Annotated in this window: 19 protein-coding genes; 14 read left to right on the plus strand and 5 right to left on the minus strand. The window is 59.3% G+C overall.

Annotation, left to right across the window (positions count from 1 at the left end; translation table 11 throughout):
- Positions 1–31: 31 nt before the first annotated feature.
- The 12 genes from HAP54_RS22760 (at position 32) to HAP54_RS22815 (ending at position 9906) form a co-directional block, all read left to right on the plus strand.
- Positions 32–532, plus strand: a complete 501-nt coding sequence (locus HAP54_RS22760) for a nodulation protein NolB (RefSeq protein ID WP_166216057.1) — start codon at positions 32–34, stop codon at positions 530–532.
- Between the two features lie 9 nt (positions 533–541).
- Positions 542–1402, plus strand: a complete 861-nt coding sequence (sctJ, locus tag HAP54_RS22765; protein WP_166303936.1) for a type III secretion system inner membrane ring lipoprotein SctJ — start codon at positions 542–544, stop codon at positions 1400–1402.
- Between the two features lie 11 nt (positions 1403–1413).
- Positions 1414–2046, plus strand: coding sequence for a hypothetical protein (locus HAP54_RS22770; RefSeq protein ID WP_029083923.1), 633 nt, complete (start codon positions 1414–1416; stop codon positions 2044–2046).
- The gene (gene sctL, locus HAP54_RS22775) at positions 2043–2666 is read left to right on the plus strand and encodes a type III secretion system stator protein SctL (RefSeq protein WP_029083924.1); all 624 of its coding nucleotides are present in this window, start codon (positions 2043–2045) and stop codon (positions 2664–2666) included. The genes HAP54_RS22770 and sctL overlap by 4 nt, the downstream gene beginning before the upstream one ends.
- Positions 2667–2668: 2 nt before the next feature.
- The gene (sctN, locus tag HAP54_RS22780) at positions 2669–4018 is read left to right on the plus strand and encodes a type III secretion system ATPase SctN (RefSeq protein WP_175612405.1); all 1350 of its coding nucleotides are present in this window, start codon (positions 2669–2671) and stop codon (positions 4016–4018) included.
- Positions 3994–4530 (plus strand): hypothetical protein, encoded by a 537-nt coding sequence (locus tag HAP54_RS22785; protein ID WP_029083953.1) that lies wholly within the window; start codon positions 3994–3996, stop codon positions 4528–4530. The genes sctN and HAP54_RS22785 overlap by 25 nt, the downstream gene beginning before the upstream one ends.
- On the plus strand, positions 4530–5639 hold the full coding sequence (gene sctQ / locus HAP54_RS22790; RefSeq protein ID WP_166303939.1) for a type III secretion system cytoplasmic ring protein SctQ: 1110 nt from the start codon (positions 4530–4532) through the stop codon (positions 5637–5639). The genes HAP54_RS22785 and sctQ overlap by 1 nt, the downstream gene beginning before the upstream one ends.
- A complete protein-coding gene (gene sctR / locus HAP54_RS22795; protein WP_166209421.1) occupies positions 5632–6303 on the plus strand; it encodes a type III secretion system export apparatus subunit SctR in 672 nt (223 codons plus the stop codon). The genes sctQ and sctR overlap by 8 nt, the downstream gene beginning before the upstream one ends.
- Entirely contained in the window at positions 6300–6575 is a 276-nt protein-coding gene (locus tag HAP54_RS22800; RefSeq protein WP_029083928.1) for an EscS/YscS/HrcS family type III secretion system export apparatus protein, read from the plus strand. Before sctR ends, HAP54_RS22800 begins: the two co-directional genes overlap by 4 nt.
- A 10-nt stretch (positions 6576–6585) precedes the next feature.
- Positions 6586–7407 carry a type III secretion system export apparatus subunit SctT gene (gene sctT, locus HAP54_RS22805; RefSeq protein ID WP_029083929.1) on the plus strand — a complete coding sequence of 274 codons (822 nt, stop codon included), beginning with the start codon at positions 6586–6588 and terminating at the stop codon, positions 7405–7407.
- The gene (locus tag HAP54_RS22810; RefSeq protein ID WP_029083930.1) at positions 7404–8441 is read left to right on the plus strand and encodes an EscU/YscU/HrcU family type III secretion system export apparatus switch protein; all 1038 of its coding nucleotides are present in this window, start codon (positions 7404–7406) and stop codon (positions 8439–8441) included. The genes sctT and HAP54_RS22810 overlap by 4 nt, the downstream gene beginning before the upstream one ends.
- A gap of 121 nt (positions 8442–8562) precedes the next feature.
- Positions 8563–9906: an IS1380-like element ISBdi2 family transposase gene (locus HAP54_RS22815; protein WP_166204320.1), complete on the plus strand. Its 1344-nt coding sequence runs from the start codon at positions 8563–8565 to the stop codon at positions 9904–9906.
- 209 nt (positions 9907–10115) lie between these two features.
- Here the strand turns inward: HAP54_RS22815 and HAP54_RS22820 are convergent, their stop codons facing one another.
- From HAP54_RS22820 to HAP54_RS22835, 4 genes are all read right to left on the minus strand, one after another.
- Positions 10116–10778 (minus strand): CpaD family pilus assembly lipoprotein, encoded by a 663-nt coding sequence (locus HAP54_RS22820; RefSeq protein WP_166303941.1) that lies wholly within the window; start codon positions 10776–10778, stop codon positions 10116–10118.
- A 10-nt stretch (positions 10779–10788) separates the two neighbouring features.
- Positions 10789–12243 carry a type II and III secretion system protein family protein gene (locus tag HAP54_RS22825; protein WP_166303944.1) on the minus strand — a complete coding sequence of 485 codons (1455 nt, stop codon included), beginning with the start codon at positions 12241–12243 and terminating at the stop codon, positions 10789–10791.
- Positions 12244–12269: 26 nt separating this feature from the next.
- Entirely contained in the window at positions 12270–12959 is a 690-nt protein-coding gene (locus tag HAP54_RS22830) for a response regulator (RefSeq protein WP_029083933.1), read from the minus strand.
- 1976 nt (positions 12960–14935) lie between these two features.
- Positions 14936–15904 carry a hypothetical protein gene (locus tag HAP54_RS22835; RefSeq protein WP_166303946.1) on the minus strand — a complete coding sequence of 323 codons (969 nt, stop codon included), beginning with the start codon at positions 15902–15904 and terminating at the stop codon, positions 14936–14938.
- A gap of 820 nt (positions 15905–16724) precedes the next feature.
- On the opposite strand from HAP54_RS22835, the gene HAP54_RS22840 reads away from it, so the two are divergent.
- Complete coding sequence (locus tag HAP54_RS22840) at positions 16725–17048, plus strand: VirK family protein (RefSeq protein ID WP_224741822.1); 324 nt, start codon at positions 16725–16727, stop codon at positions 17046–17048.
- Positions 17049–17338: 290 nt separating this feature from the next.
- On the opposite strand, the gene HAP54_RS22845 is transcribed toward HAP54_RS22840, so the two are convergent.
- Positions 17339–18367: a radical SAM/SPASM domain-containing protein gene (locus tag HAP54_RS22845; protein WP_224496572.1), complete on the minus strand. Its 1029-nt coding sequence runs from the start codon at positions 18365–18367 to the stop codon at positions 17339–17341.
- 535 nt (positions 18368–18902) lie between these two features.
- Here HAP54_RS22845 and HAP54_RS22850 point away from each other — a divergent pair.
- The gene (locus HAP54_RS22850) at positions 18903–20144 is read left to right on the plus strand and encodes a cytochrome P450 (RefSeq protein ID WP_029083936.1); all 1242 of its coding nucleotides are present in this window, start codon (positions 18903–18905) and stop codon (positions 20142–20144) included.
- The last annotated feature ends 91 nt before the right edge of the window (positions 20145–20235 follow it).

Below are 20235 nucleotides of genomic sequence, written 5' to 3' on the forward strand. Positions count from 1 at the left end.
TCATCACACGAGCACAATGACTCCTTATATGATGGTAGGCGCAACGCCGATCTCTCCCCATTCAGCTGACTGTGTTTCCAGTGCCTGCTCGCCGGCAGTCACTGGCGAGCAGGCTCACTTTGAGCAGTCCCTTGCGCAAGCGTCTTCCAATGAGGTCGCCGCCTCGTCAGTCTCAGCTAGAGCGGCAGTCGCTCCGCCGGTATCGGAGGTTCAGCGAGCGAGCGCGCTCGCAAGTCCGCCGGGCGATCGCGTCCTTCATGCACTTTCCACCATGTACCGGAGCCATGCCGTTTCTCCCGCGGTCAGCGGCGCGCCTGCTCCGAATGGCGTGCAAGGGGGGCCGGCTGCGCAGCTGCTCGTGCAGGTGGATGATGTTGGCACACATGCGGCGGTTAAGCCGATAGGTTCGGATTTCGATTCGATGATGGTTGGTCTGCGTGATGTCTACAGAGACGTCGTTCAGGTTTCACTTGTCTCCAAGAGCACCAGCGCCGTCAGTTCGTCGCTGAACAAGCTGCTGTCGGCCGGCTGAGCGAGGATGATGACTGACGTGGTCCAGAGGCGTGGCGGTGGCGGCCATCGATCGTGGCGGCGGCTTCGCATTTGTCTTGCCCTGCCGCTCCTTCTTGCTTTGATTGGCTGCAAGACTGATCTCTATACCAAGATTCAGGAGCGTGAGGCTAATGAGATGCTCGCGCTTCTTCTTGGCAAGGGTGTCGATGCGGTCCGTGTTGTCGCCAAGGATGGAACCAGCGCAATCCAGGTCGAGGAAAAGCAGCTTGCGTATTCGATTGACTTGCTGAATGTCGAGGGGCTGCCTCGCCAATCCTTTAAGAATCTTGGCGAGGTGTTCAAGGGGTCAGGACTGGTTGCCTCACCGATCGAGGAGCGCGCTCGTTACATCTATGCGCTAAGCGAAGAATTATCCCGCACGATCAGCAATATCGATGGCGTCCTTTCAGCGCGTGTTCATGTCGTTCTGCCGAAGAACGATCTGTTGCGGCAGGATGCGACCCCATCCTCGGCGTCGGTCTTCATTCGACATGGCTCTAACGCGAAGCTCTCGGTGCTCTTACCGCAGATCAAGATGCTGGTCGCCAACAGCATCGAGGGGCTCTCCTACGACAAGGTGGCGGTCGTCTTTGTGCCGGTTGAGCGGGCGCCGCTTGAGCCGTCACGGGCAGTCAGTTCCCCTCAACCAGCAAAATTTGCTTCAACGCCGTTGCTTGCGTTCGGGGTGGGTGGTGCCGGCGCCGCATTCGGCATCGCCTCTTACGTGTTGTTGGGCGCGCGTATTCGTCAATTCGGACAATCGTCGCGCAAACTGACCATGTTTGGCGGAGGTTCGAATGTGCCGGCCGTCCAGGCTGTTGACGAGAAGACCACTTCTGATGCGACGTAGTCAGGACGCTTATGTCGGCATCGATGTCATTCACCGAATCCAATCGTTCGTCCGTGTTGGCTTCCGATCGGCTGCGCGAGCTTGTTGCCTCCATCCATCCGAGCCGCTTTGCTGCGCGCCTTGATCCGTTGCTGTCGCCTCCCACGTTGCTACGGTTACAGCAGAGTTCCAGACTGCAGCCAAAACTGGCCGGGCTGCTGCTTGGCGGCGAAGTCGATGTGAGCGGAGCCAACTGGAACGAAGACCTGCTGCTCGGGCATGATCCGCGTCGAGCTGCCCTGCTCGCAGGTAGTATCTGGCATGCGCGCTCGGTCCTGAAGCTGGTTTCAAGGCACGATCTATCAATTTTGGTCGAACTGATCGGTGCCGAAGTGCATGCTTTTGGGATCCGGCATTTATCAAGCGCGGTCGCAACGACGCCCATTGCCGACCCGGAGCAACTATCGCGACAGATTGAACATGATGGGCTCGTCTGTCTCGGCACCTGGCTCGACGAGGCTCCAGCGCTTGAGCGTACCCGCGTGCTTCTACGCTTGCCCGTTGGGACCGCCGCGGACAATCCGGCGGCCGACTACCGTGGTGCCGCAGGCCCGCTGCTTTCCTTGGTCATGGCCCATTTGAGGACGGAGGTTGCCAGGGGATGACCGCCGATGTCCCAGCATTGCCGGTGGCGCCGCGGATTCGCCCGCTCGGGCCCCTGATACGGGCAGCCGAACTCAAGGTCTGGCACGATGCCGTGCAGGCGCTCGCCGCTGCCGAGCGACATCTGCAGCGCGTTCGTAGCTGGGGACGCAAAGCTTATGAGCTGGAACGGATGCGCGGCCATGCCGAGGGCAAAAAGACGGGAGCGGAGGAAATGACACGGCTGATCGCGCAGGCTGTTTGTGAACTGGCGCAGCGAAAGGCCGCTCTGGATCAGGAATTGCCGCAGTTGGTCATTGAGATCGTGAGCAATTTGCTGGGTGCCTTTGAGCCGAGCGAGATGCTGGTGCGGGCCGTTCGTCACGCCATCGAGCAGAAGTATAAGAACACGGAAGTTTGCCTTCACGTATCGCCCCTGAAAGCCGATCTGCTGGCCAGTGAGTTCGCGGCCTACGATGGACTTGACGATCGACCTAAGGTCAGGATTCAGCCGGATCCTGCGCTGACGGCGGACCAGTGCGTTTTGTGGAGCGAGTTTGGCAATGTCGACCTTGGACTTGCCGCGCAGGTCCGCGCGCTTCGTCTTGGCCTTGGTTTGTCCTCGCAGGAGGGCGAGCCGTGACCATGCAACGACCAGCCCATGAGGCTGCGGCAGGGGAGGGGAATGTTCACGCCGCGCTCTCGTCCTTAAGATCTTCCGCAAAGCATATTGACACCCGCGCCGTTCGTGGTCGGGTCACGCGGGCAATAGGGACGCTGCTCCACGCCGTTCTGCCGGAGGCCCGTGTTGGGGAACTGTGCCTCCTGCAAGATCCTCGCAGCGGATGGTCACTAGAGGCCGAGGTGATCGGTCTATTGCCGGACGGGGTGTTACTCACCCCGATCGGCGACATGGTCGGATTGTCCAACCGTGCGGAAGTGGTCACGACCGGGCGAATGCAGGAAGTGCCAGTCGGTCCCAATTTGCTCGGCCGCGTGATCGACAGCTTCGGCCGTCCACTCGATGGCGGGGGCCCGATAAAGACTGGCGAAGTTCGCCCGCTGCGCGGCAGGGCGCCCAACCCCATGAAGCGACGCGGCATCGAACAGCCTTTTCCGCTTGGCGTTCGCGTCCTGGACGGGCTTCTGACATGTGGAGAAGGCCAGCGGATCGGAATCTATGGTGACGCTGGTTGCGGCAAGTCGACGCTGATGTCGCAGATCGTCAAAGGCGCGGCCGCCGATGTCACCATCGTCGCGCTGATCGGCGAACGTGGCCGGGAGGTGCGTGAATTCATCGAGCGCCATCTTTGCGAGGCCATGCACCGTTCGGTCGTCGTCGTTGAAACCTCCGACAGTTCGGCCATGGAGCGGGCGCAATGCGCCCATATGGCAACCGCGCTGGCCGAATATTTTCGTGATCAAGGATTGCGCGTCGTTCTGATGATGGATTCATTGACGCGCTTTAGCCGCGCCATGCGTGAAATCGGCCTTGCCGCAGGAGAGCCTCCGACCCGACGCGGATTTCCGCCCTCGGTTTTCGCGCTGTTGCCAGGCCTATTGGAGCGTGCTGGCATGGGCGAGCACGGCTCAATCACGGCTTTCTATACCGTGCTCGTCGAAGGTGACGGCACGGGCGATCCCATCGCCGAAGAATCGCGCGGCATACTTGACGGCCATATCATTCTCTCACGCGCGCTTGCCTCGCGAGAGCAGTTTCCGGCCATCGACGTGTTGTCGAGCCGAAGCCGCGTCATGGACGCAATCGTGTCTGTGCCGCATCGCAAGTCGGCATCCTTCTTCCGTGATCTGCTCTCGCGGTACGCCGAGGCGGAGTTTTTGATCAAGGTCGGCGAATACAAGCAAGGCTCCGATCCGTTGACGGACCGGGCGATCGCCTCGATTGATGAGTTGCGGGCATTTTTGCGCCAGGGTCAGGACCAGGCATGCAGTTTTGAGGAGACGGTGGCATGGATGTCACGTCTGACCGCCTGAATGGCGTTCATGCGTCTAAACTGCGGCTCGTCAAGGACATGAGGGAGCGAAGCGCCTTTCGTGAACTGTCCAACATGGAAACCAGGCGCCACATCGCGGTTGAAGCCGTCGAACAGGCTTCCAAGCATCTTGCAAATGCCGAACGACGCCGCGCAAGGGTTGAAGCCGAGCTTTATCGGGAAATGTTGTCGGCCGATGCGATATCGGTCGCCGACCTCGAGCGGCGCCACCATCTCATCATTGGGCGGCTCACAGAGGAGATCGCAGCGACGCAACGGGCGTTTGATGAGGCACGTTCCGCTCAAGACCAGGCCGAGGCTGCCGTTCTTGAGGCGCGGACCCTCTGGGCCAAACGTTCAACGGCGAGCCAAAAATGGCAAGAGATCGAGCGCGACGTTCAGCGCATGACCGACGCGCATTGCGAAGCTGCGGCCGAAATTGAAGCCGATGATGAGGTCGTGCTTCGGTACCGGAGGGGATCAGATCGCCAAGTGGGAGGCGAGTCGACCTGATGGCCACTTCTCCAACGCCAGGACGCCCTGATGTGGAAGGGAGGGTTGCGTCGCGATCGTCGGGGGAACCCGCACCGTTCAGACCAGCGCTGATCCTCTCTCATGCTGTGGTCTCATGGCTCAATGAAATCGCAGCTTTCCGCGTCGCTCTGCAAAGCCATCTAGGAGATAAACCGCTGTCGCTGGATCATAACCGGCTGGTCTGGCAGGCCGAGCCGGCTGCGGCATCGATGCTTGACTGCGTCTTTGACGCCGGCGGCGAAACGGTCGTCTTGTCCTTGCCCGGTTCGCTTGTGGAAGCGTTGATTGCGAACGTGCAGAGTGGTTTGACCTTACCTTCCGAGCCAAGTCGTTCGCTGATCCTTGAACTCGCGCTTGAACAATTGCTCGCTCCACTGGAGAGATTGATCCAACGGCCGTTGCAGCTTATCCGCACCCATAAAGCAGTGATGTCGGGTCCATATATTGAATTCGACGTCGCCTATGGTCCGCTTACAGCGAAGGCTCGCCTGCTTCTATTCCCGTCTCTCGACGGTCCCGTTCCGCCTGCGTTCAGCGCCCTCGGCGAACTGCTTGGCCGATTGCCGCGACAGCGGCCCAAGCTTCGTCCTGAGCTGCCTGTCATCGTTGCAGCCCAGATTGGCTCGCTCCGCGTCACGATTGGGCTTGTTCGTCAAGCACAGCAAGGTGACGCGCTGCTGCCGGACGCAATTCCCCTCGCTTGCGGCCAGATCATCCTTGCCGCTGACCAATTATGGGCTCCTGCCGAGATTGCCCGCGACAGGCTGGTCCTGCGGGGGCCATTCCGCTTGCAATCCCACCCCCTGAAGAGTGGACATATGACGACACAACCAGAAGCGCAGCAGCTTCCTTCTGAAGCCGACATCGACAGCCTCGAGATCACACTTGTATTTGAATGCGGCCGCTGGCCCCTGCCGCTGGGAACCTTGCGAACTATCAACGAAGGTCATGTGTTCGAACTTGGCCGGCCGCTTGATGGTCCGGTCGATATCCTTGCCAACGGCCAACGCATTGGACGCGGCGACCTCGTGCGGATTGGCGAGAAACTTGCCGTCAGGTTACGCGGCAGGTTGGCGGTCAATGACTGAGATTCAACCCAGCATCCTCGCGCTTCTGGCGGTGACGGTCGGCCTCGGCCTGCTCGCGTTCGCCGTCGTCACAACCACCGCCTTCATAAAGGTCTCCGTTGTTCTCTTCCTGGTTCGCAATGCGCTCGGGACCCAATCGATACCGCCGAACATTGTCCTGTACGGCGCGGCACTGATTCTGACCGTCTTCATCAGCGCTCCGGTCTTTGAGCAGACCTACAACCGCTTGACTGATCCCCAACTTCGCTACCAAACCTTCGATGACTGGGTGACCGCCGCCAAGGAAGGACAGGAGCCGCTGCGCGCCCATCTGAAGAAATTCACCAATGAAGAGCAGCGCCGGTTTTTCTTGTCCTCGACTGAACATGTCTGGTCGGAAGAGATGCGCGGCAGCGCTACGGCCGATGATTTTGTGATTCTGGTCCCGTCTTTCCTGATCTCCGAACTCAAGCGTGGTTTCGAGATCGGGTTTCTTCTCTATCTTCCCTTTATTACCATCGACCTGATCGTCACGACGATTTTGATGGCCATGGGCATGTCGATGGTGTCCCCGACGGTGATATCTGTTCCCTTCAAGCTCTTTCTGTTCGTCACCATCGATGGCTGGTCACGTCTCATGCACGGGCTGGTATTGAGCTACACAACGCCGGGAGGCGGACAATGAATGAAGCCGGTATCCTCACGCATCTGAGCGAATCGCTCGTCCTGTTCATGATCTGGGTTCTGCCACCGCTCCTCGCAGCCTTGGTCTCCGGATTGATCATCGGCCTCATCCAGGCGGCGACGCAGCTCCAGGATCAAACCTTGCCCCTGACGGTGAAGCTTCTGGTCGTCGTCGCCGTCCTCGCTGGGTTTTCTCCGGTGCTCAGTGCTCCCCTCATCGAGCAGGCCGAGCGCATCTTCAGCGAGTTTCCCGCACTCACCGGCAGATACTAGCAGAGCCTGGATGGCTGGACTGTCCCCCACAGATGCGCAAGCTCTGGTCCAGGGCGCGATCGAACTTGTCGCCGCAACGGGTCTTGGTGCGGCCCGTGCCTTGGGAATCATGCTGGTGCTTCCCGTCTTTACGAGGCCACGTATCAGCGGCTTGGTTCGAGGAAGCCTGACGATTGCGATCGGACTGCCGTGTCTGGCGCAGATCAAGCTCGGCCTGCAGGCGCTGGATCCAAACACGCGTCTGGTCAGCGTCACCATGCTCGGTCTGAAAGAGGTGTTCGTCGGCCTTCTGCTCGGAATCCTGCTCAGTATCCCATTATGGAGTATCCAGGCGGTCGGCGACATCATCGATACTCAACGGGGAATTTCGAGCCAGGTGGCGGCGGAGGATCCCGCAACGCACAGCCAAGCGTCGGGAACCGGGCTTTTTCTCGGTATCACGGCGGTCACGATTTTCGTTCTGGTGGGCGGCCTGCAGACCATGGTGAGAAGCCTTTATGGCAGCTACCTGATCTGGCCCGTGTATCAGTTTCTGCCCGCGGTGACGGCGCAAGGGGCAATGCAATGTCTGAGCCTACTCGATCACATCATGCTGACGACGCTTCTGGTCGCCGGGCCGGTGCTGGCCCTGCTGCTGCTGATCGATGTATCGGTCATGATGCTGGGGCGCTTTGCATCGCAGCTCAAGTTGAACGATCTCTCTCCGACGATCAAGAATGTCGCCTTCGGTCTCATCATGGTCAGCTACACCGTCTATCTTCTTGAATACGCGGGAACTGAGATCCTCACGTCGGACAACGTGCTGGAATATCTGAAGAAGCTCTTGAAATGAGCGGCTCGAGCGAGGAGAAAAAGCTACCTCCAACTCCCAAGAAGCTGCGCGATGCGCGCAAGAAGGGGCAGAGCGCGCGCAGCTCCGATTTGGTGAGCGGTGTCAGCGCGTGCGCCGGTTTCGGCTGTCTGTGGTGGAGAGCCGGGCCGATCGAAGACAAGTGGCACGAAACGGTCCGGCTGATCGACAAAGTGCAGGAGCAGCCGTTCACGAGCGCGGTCCCGCAAGCGCTCAGTGGCTTGCTGGAGCTTTCGCTGGCAGCCGTCGCGCCATTGCTCGCCTGTGCCGTGGCAGCGGCCCTGTTGGCGAATATCCTGGCCAATGGCGGCTTTATGTTTGCCTCGGAGCCGCTCAAGCCGAAGCTGGAGAAATTGGATCCCGTCAAGGGCCTGAAGCGGATCGCATCGAAACGTTCGTTGATCGAACTTGGCAAGACGCTGGTCAAGGTGGTGGTCCTCGGGACGAGTTTGTTCCTCACCGTGATGGCAAGTTGGAAGACGCTGGTGTACCTGCCGGTCTGCGGCATGGGCTGTCTTGGCTTCGTCTTCACCGAGGTCAAACTGCTAACCGGAATTGCCGCTGCGGCTTTTCTGGTCGGCGGATTGGCCGACCTTCTGATCCAGCGCTGGTTGTTTCTGCAGGACATGCGCATGACGGAAACAGAGGCCAAGCGCGAGAACAAGGAACAGCAAGGCAATCCGCAGATAAAGCGTGAGCACCGCCGTCTGCGGCAGGAGGCGGCGAACGAGGCTCCGCTCGGCGTCCATCGCGCCACTTTGATATTGAGGGGAGCGGCAACCTTGATTGGGTTGCGCTATGTTCGCGGCGAAACCGGCGTGCCGATCCTGGTCTGCCGTGGCGAAGGCGACGCTGCGTCACAGCTGCTTCATGAGGCGCGCGCGCTCCGCCTCCGTATTGTAGATGACGACATCCTGGCGCGCCAGCTCCTCGGCAAAGCAAGGCTGGGCAACCCGGTTCCTTCAGAGCATTTCGAGCCGGTCGCAAAAGCGCTTTACGCTGCCGGACTGGTCTAGCCCGTCTTATTCGTCAGAGGGCGCCTGAGAGGCTGGCGAGCGTGGTGTAAAGCGCTAATGCGGCGTAGGATTCGGTTGCAAAGCCAACCCCATCACCTCAACCGCGAACGCCACGCCCGCCATGACCGACGATACGATTCTGCCCTTCTCGTTTCCAGCCGTTCACGCCAAGAAAGTCACAGCTGCCTTCGATGGCGGTCGGCTGACCTCGAACGGGGGCGTGATGCTTCTGGCGATGGCCGAGCGGCGTCTCGGCTTGGCCGACAATCTGGCCCGGGTGTTCCCGGATCGGCGCGATCCGACGCGGGTCGTGCACAGCCTTGTCGATATGTTCCGCGCGCGCATGTTCGCGATCTGCTGCGGCTACGAGGACGCCGACGACCTCGATCATCTGCGGTCCGATCCCGCATTCAAGCTGGCCTGCGGACGGCTGCCGGACACGGGTCGCGATCTGTGTTCCCAACCGACGCTGTCGCGGCTGGAGAATGCTCCGCGCCTGCGCGACGTGATCCGACTGACCTACACTTTGGTCGACGCATGGATGGATAGCTACCCGCGCGAGCCGGCATCCGTCACGCTCGACATCGATGATACCTGCGATGTCGTCCACGGCCATCAGCAGCTCTCGCTGTTCAACGCTCATTATGACGAACGCTGCTTCCTGCCGATCCACGTCTACGACACGGAGAAGAGCCGGCCCGTGGCGGTCGTGCTGCGGCCCGGCAAGACGCCGGGCGGCGTCGAGGTGCGTGCCCACCTGCGCCGCCTGATCCGGCATATCCGGACGCGGTGGCACAACACGCGAATTACGTTCCGTGGCGACGGGCACTATGCCCGGCCGGAGGCAATGGCGTGGTGCGAGACCAACGGCATCGACTACATCTTCGGTCTGTCCGGCACCAAGCCGCTCGCCAGAAAACTCGACGAGGCCGCCGACGACATCCGCACGCGACGCGCCATCGAGAACCTGCCGGTTCTGCGTGGCTATACCGAGACGCGCCACAAGGCCAAGTCCTGGGATCGCGAACGGCGTACCGTCGCCCGTATTGAGGCGACGATGCTCGGCCTCGACATCCGTTTCGTCGTCACCAGCCTCGATGTCGGCTCGGCCGAGTGGATCTACGACAGCCTGTATTGCGCGCGCGGCCAAGCCGAGAATCTGATCAAGCTGCATAAGACACAGCTCGCCTCCGATCGCACCAGCTGCCGTTCGGCGCTCGCCAATCAAGTCCGCCTCGTTCTCCACACCGCCGCTTATTGGCTGATGCTGACCGTGCGCGACGCGATTCCCAAAGCCCGGGAATTGGCCACAGCCGAGTTCGCGACGCTGCGTCTTCGGCTCTTGAAACTCGCTGCCCGTGTCGTCGAGACCACGAGCCGCATTCGCCTTGCGTTTGCCGCGGCATGTCCCGAAGCCGACCTGATCCGCGGCTTGCCAGGCGCGCTGCTGCCGCTCGGTCCTTGACCGGCGGGGCGTCCGCCCCCCGTTCGCCCAACCTACACCTCAAGCGCGTTGCAAAGTACGGGTCGTCAGGCGGTGAAAAGCCGAAGGCAATCCCGCGCGCCTCGTCAGAGCAGATGTGCGGCCACATCAATCGGACTAAAAAAAACGCACTCTCACGAATAGGACGGGCTAGATCGTTTTGACCGAGGGGCTGCGATTGCGAAAGGCCGTCATCGAGGCGGCTGTATGTCCCTCGTTCCGCCCGCTGGGGCTTCCGGCGCTGCCCTGTTGGCTCCATCGTCGCCATTGCTCTTGTTGCGCGCGGTAAATGTCCCGTAGTTCGCAACGGGACCGGCGGCACGATCGCCATTGCTTGGCATAACCGATCGATTGTCCAGCAAATCGAGCGGATCGTTGACCATGGCTGCCAGATTGCTTCTGGTCGAGCAGCCGAGCGTCGGGTCAAACGAATTATCGTCAACTGCAGGCCCGACGATGGAAAGCGACGGACAGACAGGAGGATGGGCTTGATAGGTGATCGCCTCGATCCTCACCCCGACACGGGCAGGCAGATCGAGCGGGGAGGCCGACAGGCGGATGTTGTAAGGGGCAACGCCCATGGCACGGGCCTCGTGCGCCACCTGGGCGATGAGACGGGGCGAGCCGGTGACCTCGATATGAAGTGCATCCCGCCGGCCGCCACTCGCAGTTGCAATGAAACTGTGCAGCCGGTGCCTTTCGGAGCCGCGAAGGCTCTGCAGGACCAACACGCTGTTCTTCTGCTCCACCTCAATCGTTTGTTGAGCCGATCCAGAATGGGTCGAAGCATTGTTTGCGCATCCGCCTAATGCTGCCGCAACAGCGATCAAATGGCACAAATGTCGTAAGGTCATTTGACGATCCTCACTCGATGATAAAGCCGGCACTGCCAGTCAACCCTGGTGCGCTCGTGCGGGGCCCATCGCGATCTCGGGACGGCCGTGCCAGCGTGTTCGTCAGAACGCGGCCCGCATCTGAGGGCGGCGCGATGCGATCGTTCGGCGCACTCATCCGAGTCGGGTTCGATCCCGGCCGAACGATGTAGGGTGTGACGACAATGACGAGCTCGGTTTCGCGCTTTTGAAACGATGAGGAGCGAAAAAGCGCGCCAAGAATCGGCACGTCGCCGAGCCAAGGAAACTCGCCGATGTCAGTGTTGAAGTTGCGCCGGATGAGCCCCCCGATTGCAAAGCTCTGACCGCTGGCGAGCTCGACAACGGTGCTGGCACGCCGCGTCGAGAGGGCGGGGACGGCCATGCCGTTGATTTTGACTTCACCTTCTGTCGACAATTCACTGACTTCGGGCTTCACGCGCACGTTGATCTGGTTGTTACTGAGGACCGTGGGGACAAACTCCAGGCTCACGCCGAACTGGCGGAATTGGACCGAAACCTGCCGGTTATCCTGCATGACCGGAATGGGAAATTCGCCGCCGGCCAGGAAGCTCGCAGCTTCCCCGGACATCGCCGTCAAGTTGGGCTCAGCCAGGATTGAAGCGAGGTGCTCGCTGGCGAGCGCGTCGAGAACAGCGCTCAGGTTGATACTGCCGGCGCTAAATCCGATACCGACCGTGCCGCCGCCGCCCGCAGCGCCGGAACCTGCACTTTTTCCGGTGACAATGAAGGCGCCATTTTGGCCCGAGGCGGAGAGGTTGATATTGAGATCCTTGACGGCGCTGCGGGAGACTTCCGCCACGCGGACGCTGAGATTCACCTGCAAAGAGCCGGCGACCTGGATCTTGTTAACGACCAGCGCACCCGCACCGAGAAACTGCTCGGTCACCTTCTTGGCGGTCTCGACGACGTCTGCATTGGGTGCGGTCCCGCCAAGGATCGCTCCGCGCGGGGTATAGCTGACCAGAATCGGATAGTCGCCGACCTCGGCTCTCAGCGTGGCACGCAGATCCTCAATCGGCTGCGTGACCACAACACGCATCTCGGCGAGGGCCTCGCCGGCGTCGTTCAAGGCAAACAGGCTGGTCCGCCCAGGCTTTTTACCAAACACGAAGATCGTCGTGTTTGAGGGGGCCTGGTAATCGGCGATCGCCGGATCTGCAACAAAGATGCTAGCCGCAGGAGCGGTCAGATGAACTGTCTTGCCCTGTGAGGAGGACAGGTTGAGGGTGCCGGTCGCGCTGCCAGGCGCAGCTCGCGGCGGTTCTCCTTTGCCGTCCCGCTTTGTCTGAGCCGCGGCAGCAAATGGAAATAGCACTGCGAGCGCGCAGAGAGCGTAGCAGAGAAGCGGCAGAGCGGCAAAGAGCGGCGCCGTGGAAACCATCGGCGACTTGTCAGCGCCGGCAGCATTGTTAATGACCTTCAAGGGATTGTGCTTTCAAGTTCGATCGATTAGGCGGCCGATGCCGCACTAACGAGCTCAAGGGTGTAACCAACGCCGCGCGCGGTCTTGATTCTTAAGGTTGCACCCGCCTGGCTCAAATGCGCGCGCAAGCGATAGATCCCAACTTCCAGCGCGTTGGTGGAGACCTCGTCGTCGAAGGCATACAGGCTATCCTCCAGTGACGACCGAGGCACGGTGCGGCCGGCGCGGCTCAGCAGATGCTCAAGAATGCACACTTCCCGGCGCGCAATCCTCAGTACTCGGCCGCTGACGGAGACTTGTCTTCCGATCGGGTCGAAATGCAGGTTGCCGAATGTCACGACCGGCGCCGTCATCTGCGTTGACCGTCGCAGTATAGCGCGCATGCGAGCGATGAGTTCGTCGATTGAGACGGGCTTGGCCAGGAAATCATCCGCACCCGCATTAAAGATCGCGATCCGCCGGGCGAGATCGTTCAAGTTGCTCATCATCATCGTAGGCATTGAACATCCGTCGCGCCGCAATTGCTTCAGCCAGTTCAAGCCGTCTCCATCCGGTAAAGCCGATTCGAGCAAGAGAATGTGGTAGCTGGCGCAATCCAGCGCTGCCGCCGCTTCATCCAGGGTGCGTGTCACGTCAACCGCGAACCCGCAACCGAGGAGCGCTTCCTTCACAGCGCGGGCAAAGTCCGCATGATGATCAACCAAGAGAATTCGCATTTCATCGCCTCTCGTTCATCCACGCCGAGACCTGCGCGCGTTACGGGTGACCAAGAGCGTCGACCAAACTCACAGAGGCGCACTTTGAAAAAGCCCGAGAGCGACGAAGCAGATCGTGGTGGCGCGCGAGCAAGTCGAGCCATTCACTTGTCACCGAACACAAAAAAGCGGTGGTCTGCCGTGGACTGGGAAGATCTCCGAAATCATTCACGAGGCCCAAAGCAGAAGCAGCAGACGGATGCCTAGGTGCGCTGATCGCGGCCAGGCGTGCACGCGCTGGGCCGCCTCGTTCGATATCGTTAGCGCCAGACGGCGCGATCGATACCCAAGCGCAGGAGACAGCTGGATCTGAACCGTCTAGCAAAATCGACATTTGGAAACTCCGCCACCTTGCTCTAGTCCCGCGGTCGGCACTGCTATGCTTGCGCCTATGGCGTCGCCAGGTCATGACAAAGCACGCTTTTCCGCTTGAAGAAGTTTACGCCCCGCAACTGACCGATGCTTCAGAAGCCGCGACGCGTAACGATGCGATCGATGCGCCTACCCGCTAGCGACAGAGCCGTTCGGTAGCCGGTGATAGACATGCAGGACGCCAGCGATCCCGACTTTCAATCGCGTCCGATGTCCCGGACGCGGCATCCCCTCGACAGCAGTGCACGAGGCCGAAAAGGCGCGGCACGCCGCAATGAGGCATCATCGGATTGAAGTCGTTACGCCAGCTGCCTCTCATCGCTTGGGATAAACGACGGCCGAATGACCGATGCTCGACCTTAAAGTTCCTTTGTGTCGGCACGGAGCGAGATAAGCGGGGGCCGCATTCTACGCGCCTGCTACAGTCTGCTCCGGCTAAGGCAGTGCTGATTCGTCCGTCCTGCAGATAGGCGGCGTTGAAAAGTCGCCTTCGAAAGGAGTGGTCGACCCGCGTGACGGGGCGGAGTGGGGCTGCATTAAGCTTTAAAGATGTTCGCAATTCTTGCTACCTATCAGGAAGTGTTCGCCCGAGTGGGGTTCTTTGTGGTGAGGTTGTCGGAAATCCTACAATCTCACGTACGGTGCGATTCAAGTGTCTTTAACGGTTGGTTAGCGGAGTGCCGTCAAATGTGCGGGCGCCCTGGAGCGGCGTCGACACAGACGCGGCCATCGACATGCGAATCATGGTCGCTCTCACCTTCTTCGACGTCGTATGCATTACCTTATGACGTCCAGCGTGAGCCGTAGCCGATGGCAGCGTGTTATGAGGCAGTCGTTCTTACTACGCGTCACCGCTGTCCACAGCGTCTGACCGGGCGGCTGGCTGATCGCCTCAGACGTGGCGATCAGCCAGACAAACTATGGCTAGTCGTGGGATGCTTGGACCTGCCGCGTCATTTACATCCTGGATGCAAACGCGCGATTGCCCAAGTCGAGTTGACCGGCAGGGGACTGAGAAAGATTGTCACACTACATTGTAGAATGCGGCCTCCCAAGATTGCTCCGCCGACTATGGGGTCTTCGCGCAAGATCGGCAAAATCGATTGTTTCGATGGAACGCATTCAGGAGACGAATGGGCTCTGCCGCGATGCACCGCATGCCGCGGTTGATGCCGCTTTACTGCGCTTGGTGGTGCGATCGGTCTGACCGTCCTCTGATCGAACGCGCTTCCAGAATCAGGCTGAGACGGCCGTGAACAGAAGCCGGGCTTTCAGCGCTTCACGTCACCGGGCTCGATGACGAATGTGACCGCTAGCCATCGGATCGATGCCGGGATGCCAGAAGCGCTTGGGGCGCCGTGCCAAGAACGCGTGAAAGAACCATTCGGGCGGCTCCAGATGCCTGACCCGTTCGCAGGACCCGTTTGAAGGCCGCATGCGGAGGCTGCTCGATACGTTGTTTGTAAAGCCTGCGCTCATGGCACATCCTCCGTTTCTTCCCTGGGGGACGTGCCTAGCGTTTCAGCACGAAGGCACTTACCGACAAAGGGCGCGCAGGAGGCCGTCTAATCATTGCCATCGCGCTTGTACGGATTTGGGTCGCCGGCGGTCCGGTAGTCGTCGAGATTGCCGCCCAGAAAAAGGCGCTCGGTCTCTCGGGTTGGCGTTCTGCCCAGCGCGCACATGAGGTCCACATCCGCATCGATGTTGTGCTGATCCTCAACATTCATTCCGAGCCCAATGCTGCTCAGCACGTCGTCGGGCGTCCAGACCGCGGACCTCGGTACGGCGTAGGTGTGCAGCGCGTTCGTACTTTGGGCGATCGCTCGTGCCCAGTGATCGCGCGAATCGACCAGTTTGGATGGATCCTCAACCAGCGACACGAAGGGGGATGCTGTTCGACCGCGCATATGCCATCCGGCTTGGCGCGCCCGGTCCATGGGATATCGCTCCAGAGGATCTCCCATGGAAGAATGATCCCGCGCCGTGTTGCGCACATGCGATATTGCGCTCGTGTTGTCTTCCACGCGCGGCCTGCAATCGCTGTCCTGGTTCTGGAAGCGCCGCAGCGTGACATATGACGATCCTACCACGTCATCGAAAACGCGCTCCCGATCGACACCGCCGTCGAAAGCGGCGGTCGATGGCGACCACCGTGCCGATTGCTGCACAGCCAATTCGATCTCATTTCTGAGCGCATCAAGGGGGGCGCCTGTCAGCGTTGCGGCAAGCTGAGCGCGCGCGCCCACAAATGATGCGGCTGGATAGCGAACGGTTTGCCGGGCCTCGTTTGGCCCAGTCGAGGACGTGGAAGTTGCGGAATTTGTTGCGGTAGGAACTGAATCCGACGTTGGGTGAGTCGGATGCAGGTCATCCAGCTGCTGCTCGAAGCTTGCTTGATCAGCGGACGGTTCTGCCGTTGAGCTGGTCTGTGCGTTCGACTCATCGAGCTCCCGGGGCACCCGGTGCGGCTGCGGGAGGACGTCGTGAACGCAAACCGGAGTTTCTGCAGCATTCCGCGGATCAATATTCATTGGATGCCTTTCAAGTACTGCTCGTTCGTGTACATTTTCGTAGATGTAGCTTTCAGGAAGCTGACGGACGGGGAAATAAGCGATATCCGCTGAGGGTTGCCGGATGGATGAATTCAGTCCAGTAAGGCGAGCGGCCAGCCGAACGGAAGCCGCGCAAAGCGGTAGAGCAAAGTCGGCGCTGTTTTTCGCCGTCTGGCATTCTTGTTTGCTAAGGCCGACATCAGACGCCCTGACTGGGCAAGGCTTGTTCACGCCGCTGCGTTGGGCGCTTGTCGTCGTCCTCATTGTGGACGTATTGTTTAGGTGGCAGAGAGCCATGCAGGTATCACCGTAAACAACCTGGCAAGATGCGCCCTGGTCAAACTGTTGACCGGAAACCGCGCGCTTACACACATGTAAAAGCTCATCCGCTCAATCATGTCGACCTCCGTTGGAGGAGCTTTGCCGCTCGTGGTTTCCAAGTGGCCGCGTCTTTGATGAAGTCGGTCCGGCGATGTCGCCCGAGGAGAAGCGACTTCAGCAAACCTGACCTACGAGGTTGTGACGTCGGAATAGCCGCCACAACCACTTGCGCCTGTTTATGATAGGTTGTTTTTGTCGCAAAGCGCGACCGCACGTGATGCTCGAACTCGCCAAACGGCCTTGCGAGCACGAGATCCTGCAACGTTGCGCTTCTGCGATCTGTGGTTCTCACCGAGGAAAAACCTATGAAGTTTATTGGCAAAGGCCTGTCGATCCTATTGTCCTTGCTTTCGATCGCCTGCGTGAGCGCGATGGCCCGGGCCGATGAGCCCTCGCCGAAATACGTCGAGGTGCTGCCTTGCAGACGGGCAAGAATGTGAAGCTCATACTGGATATGAGCCGCTGTACCGCCGCCGAGGGTGGAAAGGCCGGGTCGGCGACGCAGGCCGGTTTGGTCATCAATGCCTTCAGGGTGACCACCCGGAACGGCATCAGCTTCGCCAATGCGCACCAAACCGTGGACAGCTCCGGGCATGCCGTGACCGAATGCATTCGTCATAGCCTCAGCCGCGAAGGTAAACTCACGGTGCGGGCCTCCAAGCTTGTCATCGGGACGACCGAACTCGTGAACCAGGGCGAGTTTGTCTGCGAACTGCCTGATGGCGCGAAGTTCATCTGGTGATCGAAGCGGCGACTGCGCCGCGGCGGGGAAGCGGCGTCGCTACCTTATTCTACGGAGGTTCTTCGTATCCTGACACGATAGTTTCGTGCCGACGGCCAGAATCAGTTCTGGCCGTCTTTTGCTCCCCTCTGGCCGAGTTGCACGAATTTGCGTCAGTTCGCCCAAGCCATCGTAACGGGGGGGGCGCCGGTGTTCAGCAGACCTCAATAATTCGGGCGCGAAAGGCGACGCTTCGCTCCTGTCATTTCGTCGCTTACAACTCATAGCGTTGGCATTTGCTGGCCTGCTCCTCAAAAGGCGTGACCGGCGCCGGTCATGCCTCCCGACGATTGCGGTTTGGCATATTCACATCTCCTGCAAAGCAGAAAGCCGTCCATTCCGTTCATGCGATCGATGATTTCGCGAAATATCGGTGTTTCGAAGAGATCCTCGTATTCGTCTCGCAGAAGATTGCCCAGGACATGATGCCGCTCAAAATCCATGCCGCACAGACTAATGTCGCAGTTCGGGAGGAGGACATTTCGATTTTGCCGTTCGCCAATGCAAGTTAGAGTGCCGACGAGAGGCCGTCGTGGTTTGATGATACTCGGATCAGTACGTCCTCGCCTGCTCGTCAGCGGCCGTAAGCGCGTTAACTGTTTGGCGGGAATGATGTCGGCGAGTTTGGGATGGACTTTGCCAAGAACGATGTATCGAATTGAGGGAATGTTCGCCTCGACCAGTCTCCGCATGACATTGAGATAGGTCTTTCCGACAAGGCGGCTGTTCATGTAAGTGCCGTCATCGAGGACGTGCACGACGAAGCTCTTGAACTGCAGCATTTGCAAGCGTCGAACGTCACTCCTATTCATTCCGACAAGGGTCGTGAAAATGCGGATGCCATGGCCGCGTGTGTAAGCATACTCAACCATCGTCGTGCACTCCGGATGGAGCCAAGGCTCCGAGTAACCCGCAAAGCCGATATCGATAACCGCTGGTACGCGTGCCAGACATCGCTTGAAATCCTGAAGACCAAGGTGCTTCGCTTGGGACACGGGTCGTTGGCGTTCTGCGAACTTATCCTGGGGACAATAGGAACATCGGACGATGCACCCTGCCGTCGTCGTAATCTGTAGTTCCCGGCGGCTGGGATTTAGGTCTTGTAACGCCATGAGGTGTGCTGTCATTCGTCTGATCCTTTCAGGTCCCGGCGCAAGGAATTGCAAGCAGCGCGGCGTTCCGCAGCGGGGCGACGCCACCAAACCGCAGCGTTCGCGCGGGCGGCAACCAACGCGGCCGGTCTGGAGGATATGCATGCGATGCAGCAGGCGATCGCGCATCGCGAACTCGATGCCGATCGTTCGCGAAAACGTCCTGCCCTGCCTAAATGGCAAGTTGCTCCTCAGGATGATGGACGCTCGCAGGCTAGTCGCCGTGTTGAAGTACAAATTGGCTTCTCTCGGCGGAACGGTAATTGATTTCGGCGGCGACGATCACTTTGGCAGTTGTCGCCCACGATCCTGCGGCCAACGAAGTAATGAATTGAGGGGGCGGTCCCGAGCAGCCGAAGATGGCGGGGTTAGCCGTTTTCAAAGAAGGATCACATTGCGCCCTGTTCGATAGCTCGAGCAGTAATGCGGCTGCCATGACGCGACGCCTGTCTACCGGTGATAGTTTCTCATCGATCCACTGGAACAGATTGATTTAGAGAGTCAATGCGATCCTGACTGCCGGAAATGGTAGGGGGGGGGTTGCGTAAACTTTGCGATACCGTGTCGAACGACAACCCCCAACAAGACACTACGGCAGCTCGAAACCTTAAATCGCTATATGGATCCGTAAGCTCTCGAGCGAGCAAGATCTGCGGAGACGATCATGGAAACTCGATTGGCAGACGTTGGAGCCGACGATGCTTGCAATATCCCGCTGAGCAATCTGGACGTAAGCGAAGCAAAGCGTTTTCAAGATAATAGCATATGGAGCTGCTTCGAGCGGCTGCGAAGGGAAGATCCCGTTCATTACTGCCAAGACAGTCCTTATGGTCCCTATTGGTCCCTAACGAAATACCGAGATATCCTGGCGGTAGATACAAATCATAAGGTATTTTCGTCAGAGCGAGGAGTCACGATTATCGATGTGCCTGATGAGCACTGGACTCAGAGTTTCATCAAGATAGGTCCTCCCAAACATCGCGAGCAGCGCGATACAGTAAGTCCGATAGTTGCACCGGAAAATCTGACAAAACTCGAAGGCTTAATTCGCTGTCGGGTCAGGACGATTCTGGACGGCTTGCCGCGCAATGATGCGTTCAATTGGGTGGACATGGTCTCCATTGAGTTGACGACGCAGATGCTCGCCACACTATTCGACTTTCCATTTGAGGATCGGCGGCTCTTGACCTATTGGTCGGACGTAGGTGTTACAATTCCGAAAAAAGGTCATGCTGTCGATAGCTGGGACAAGCGAAGCAAAATCCTGTTCGAGTGCCTGGACTATTTTACCCGTCTTTGGAATGAGCGCATCAATGCCGAGCCTCGCCTCGACTTGATTTCCATGATGGCGCATTCTCCTGCGACGCGCCATATGGATCCGAGTGAGTTTCTCGGGAATCTGATTCTGCTGATCGTGGGAGGCAATGATACTACGCGCAATTCGATCACCGGGGGTCTCCTGTTCATGAACCGGTATCCCTCCGAGTTGCGAAAACTACGCGATAATCCCAAGCTGGTGTCGAGCGCCGTGTCCGAGATTATTCGATATCAGACACCCATCGCACATATGCGCCGGAACGCCGTGGTCGATACCATCGTGGGTGGGAAACGAATCAGGCAAGGTGACAAGGTCGTCATGTGGTACATCTCTGGTAACCGCGACGAAGAGGTCATCGAGAACGCGAGCAGCTTCGTGATCGACCGCAAGAACGTGCGGCAGCATCTTTCGTTCGGTTTCGGCATCCATCGTTGCGTTGGTCGACATCTTGCGGAACTGCAGTTGAGAATCCTGTGGGAGGAAATGTTGAATGCGGGGCTAGAGGTCAAGGTTGTCGGCGAGCCCGAGCGAATTGCGTCAAATTTTGTGCACGGTTATTCCGTGCTTCCCGTGCGGATCGCAGCTTAGGCCGTGATGCTCTGGATTGGGAGCTGACACCCGCATCACGGTTGCGTTCTTTTTGACCAGTCTCGCTGCTCCATTGGTACCTAATCGGCGT

The organism is Bradyrhizobium sp. 2S1 (genome assembly GCF_011516625.5).
Classification (GTDB): Bacteria; Pseudomonadota; Alphaproteobacteria; order Rhizobiales; family Xanthobacteraceae; genus Bradyrhizobium; species Bradyrhizobium septentrionale.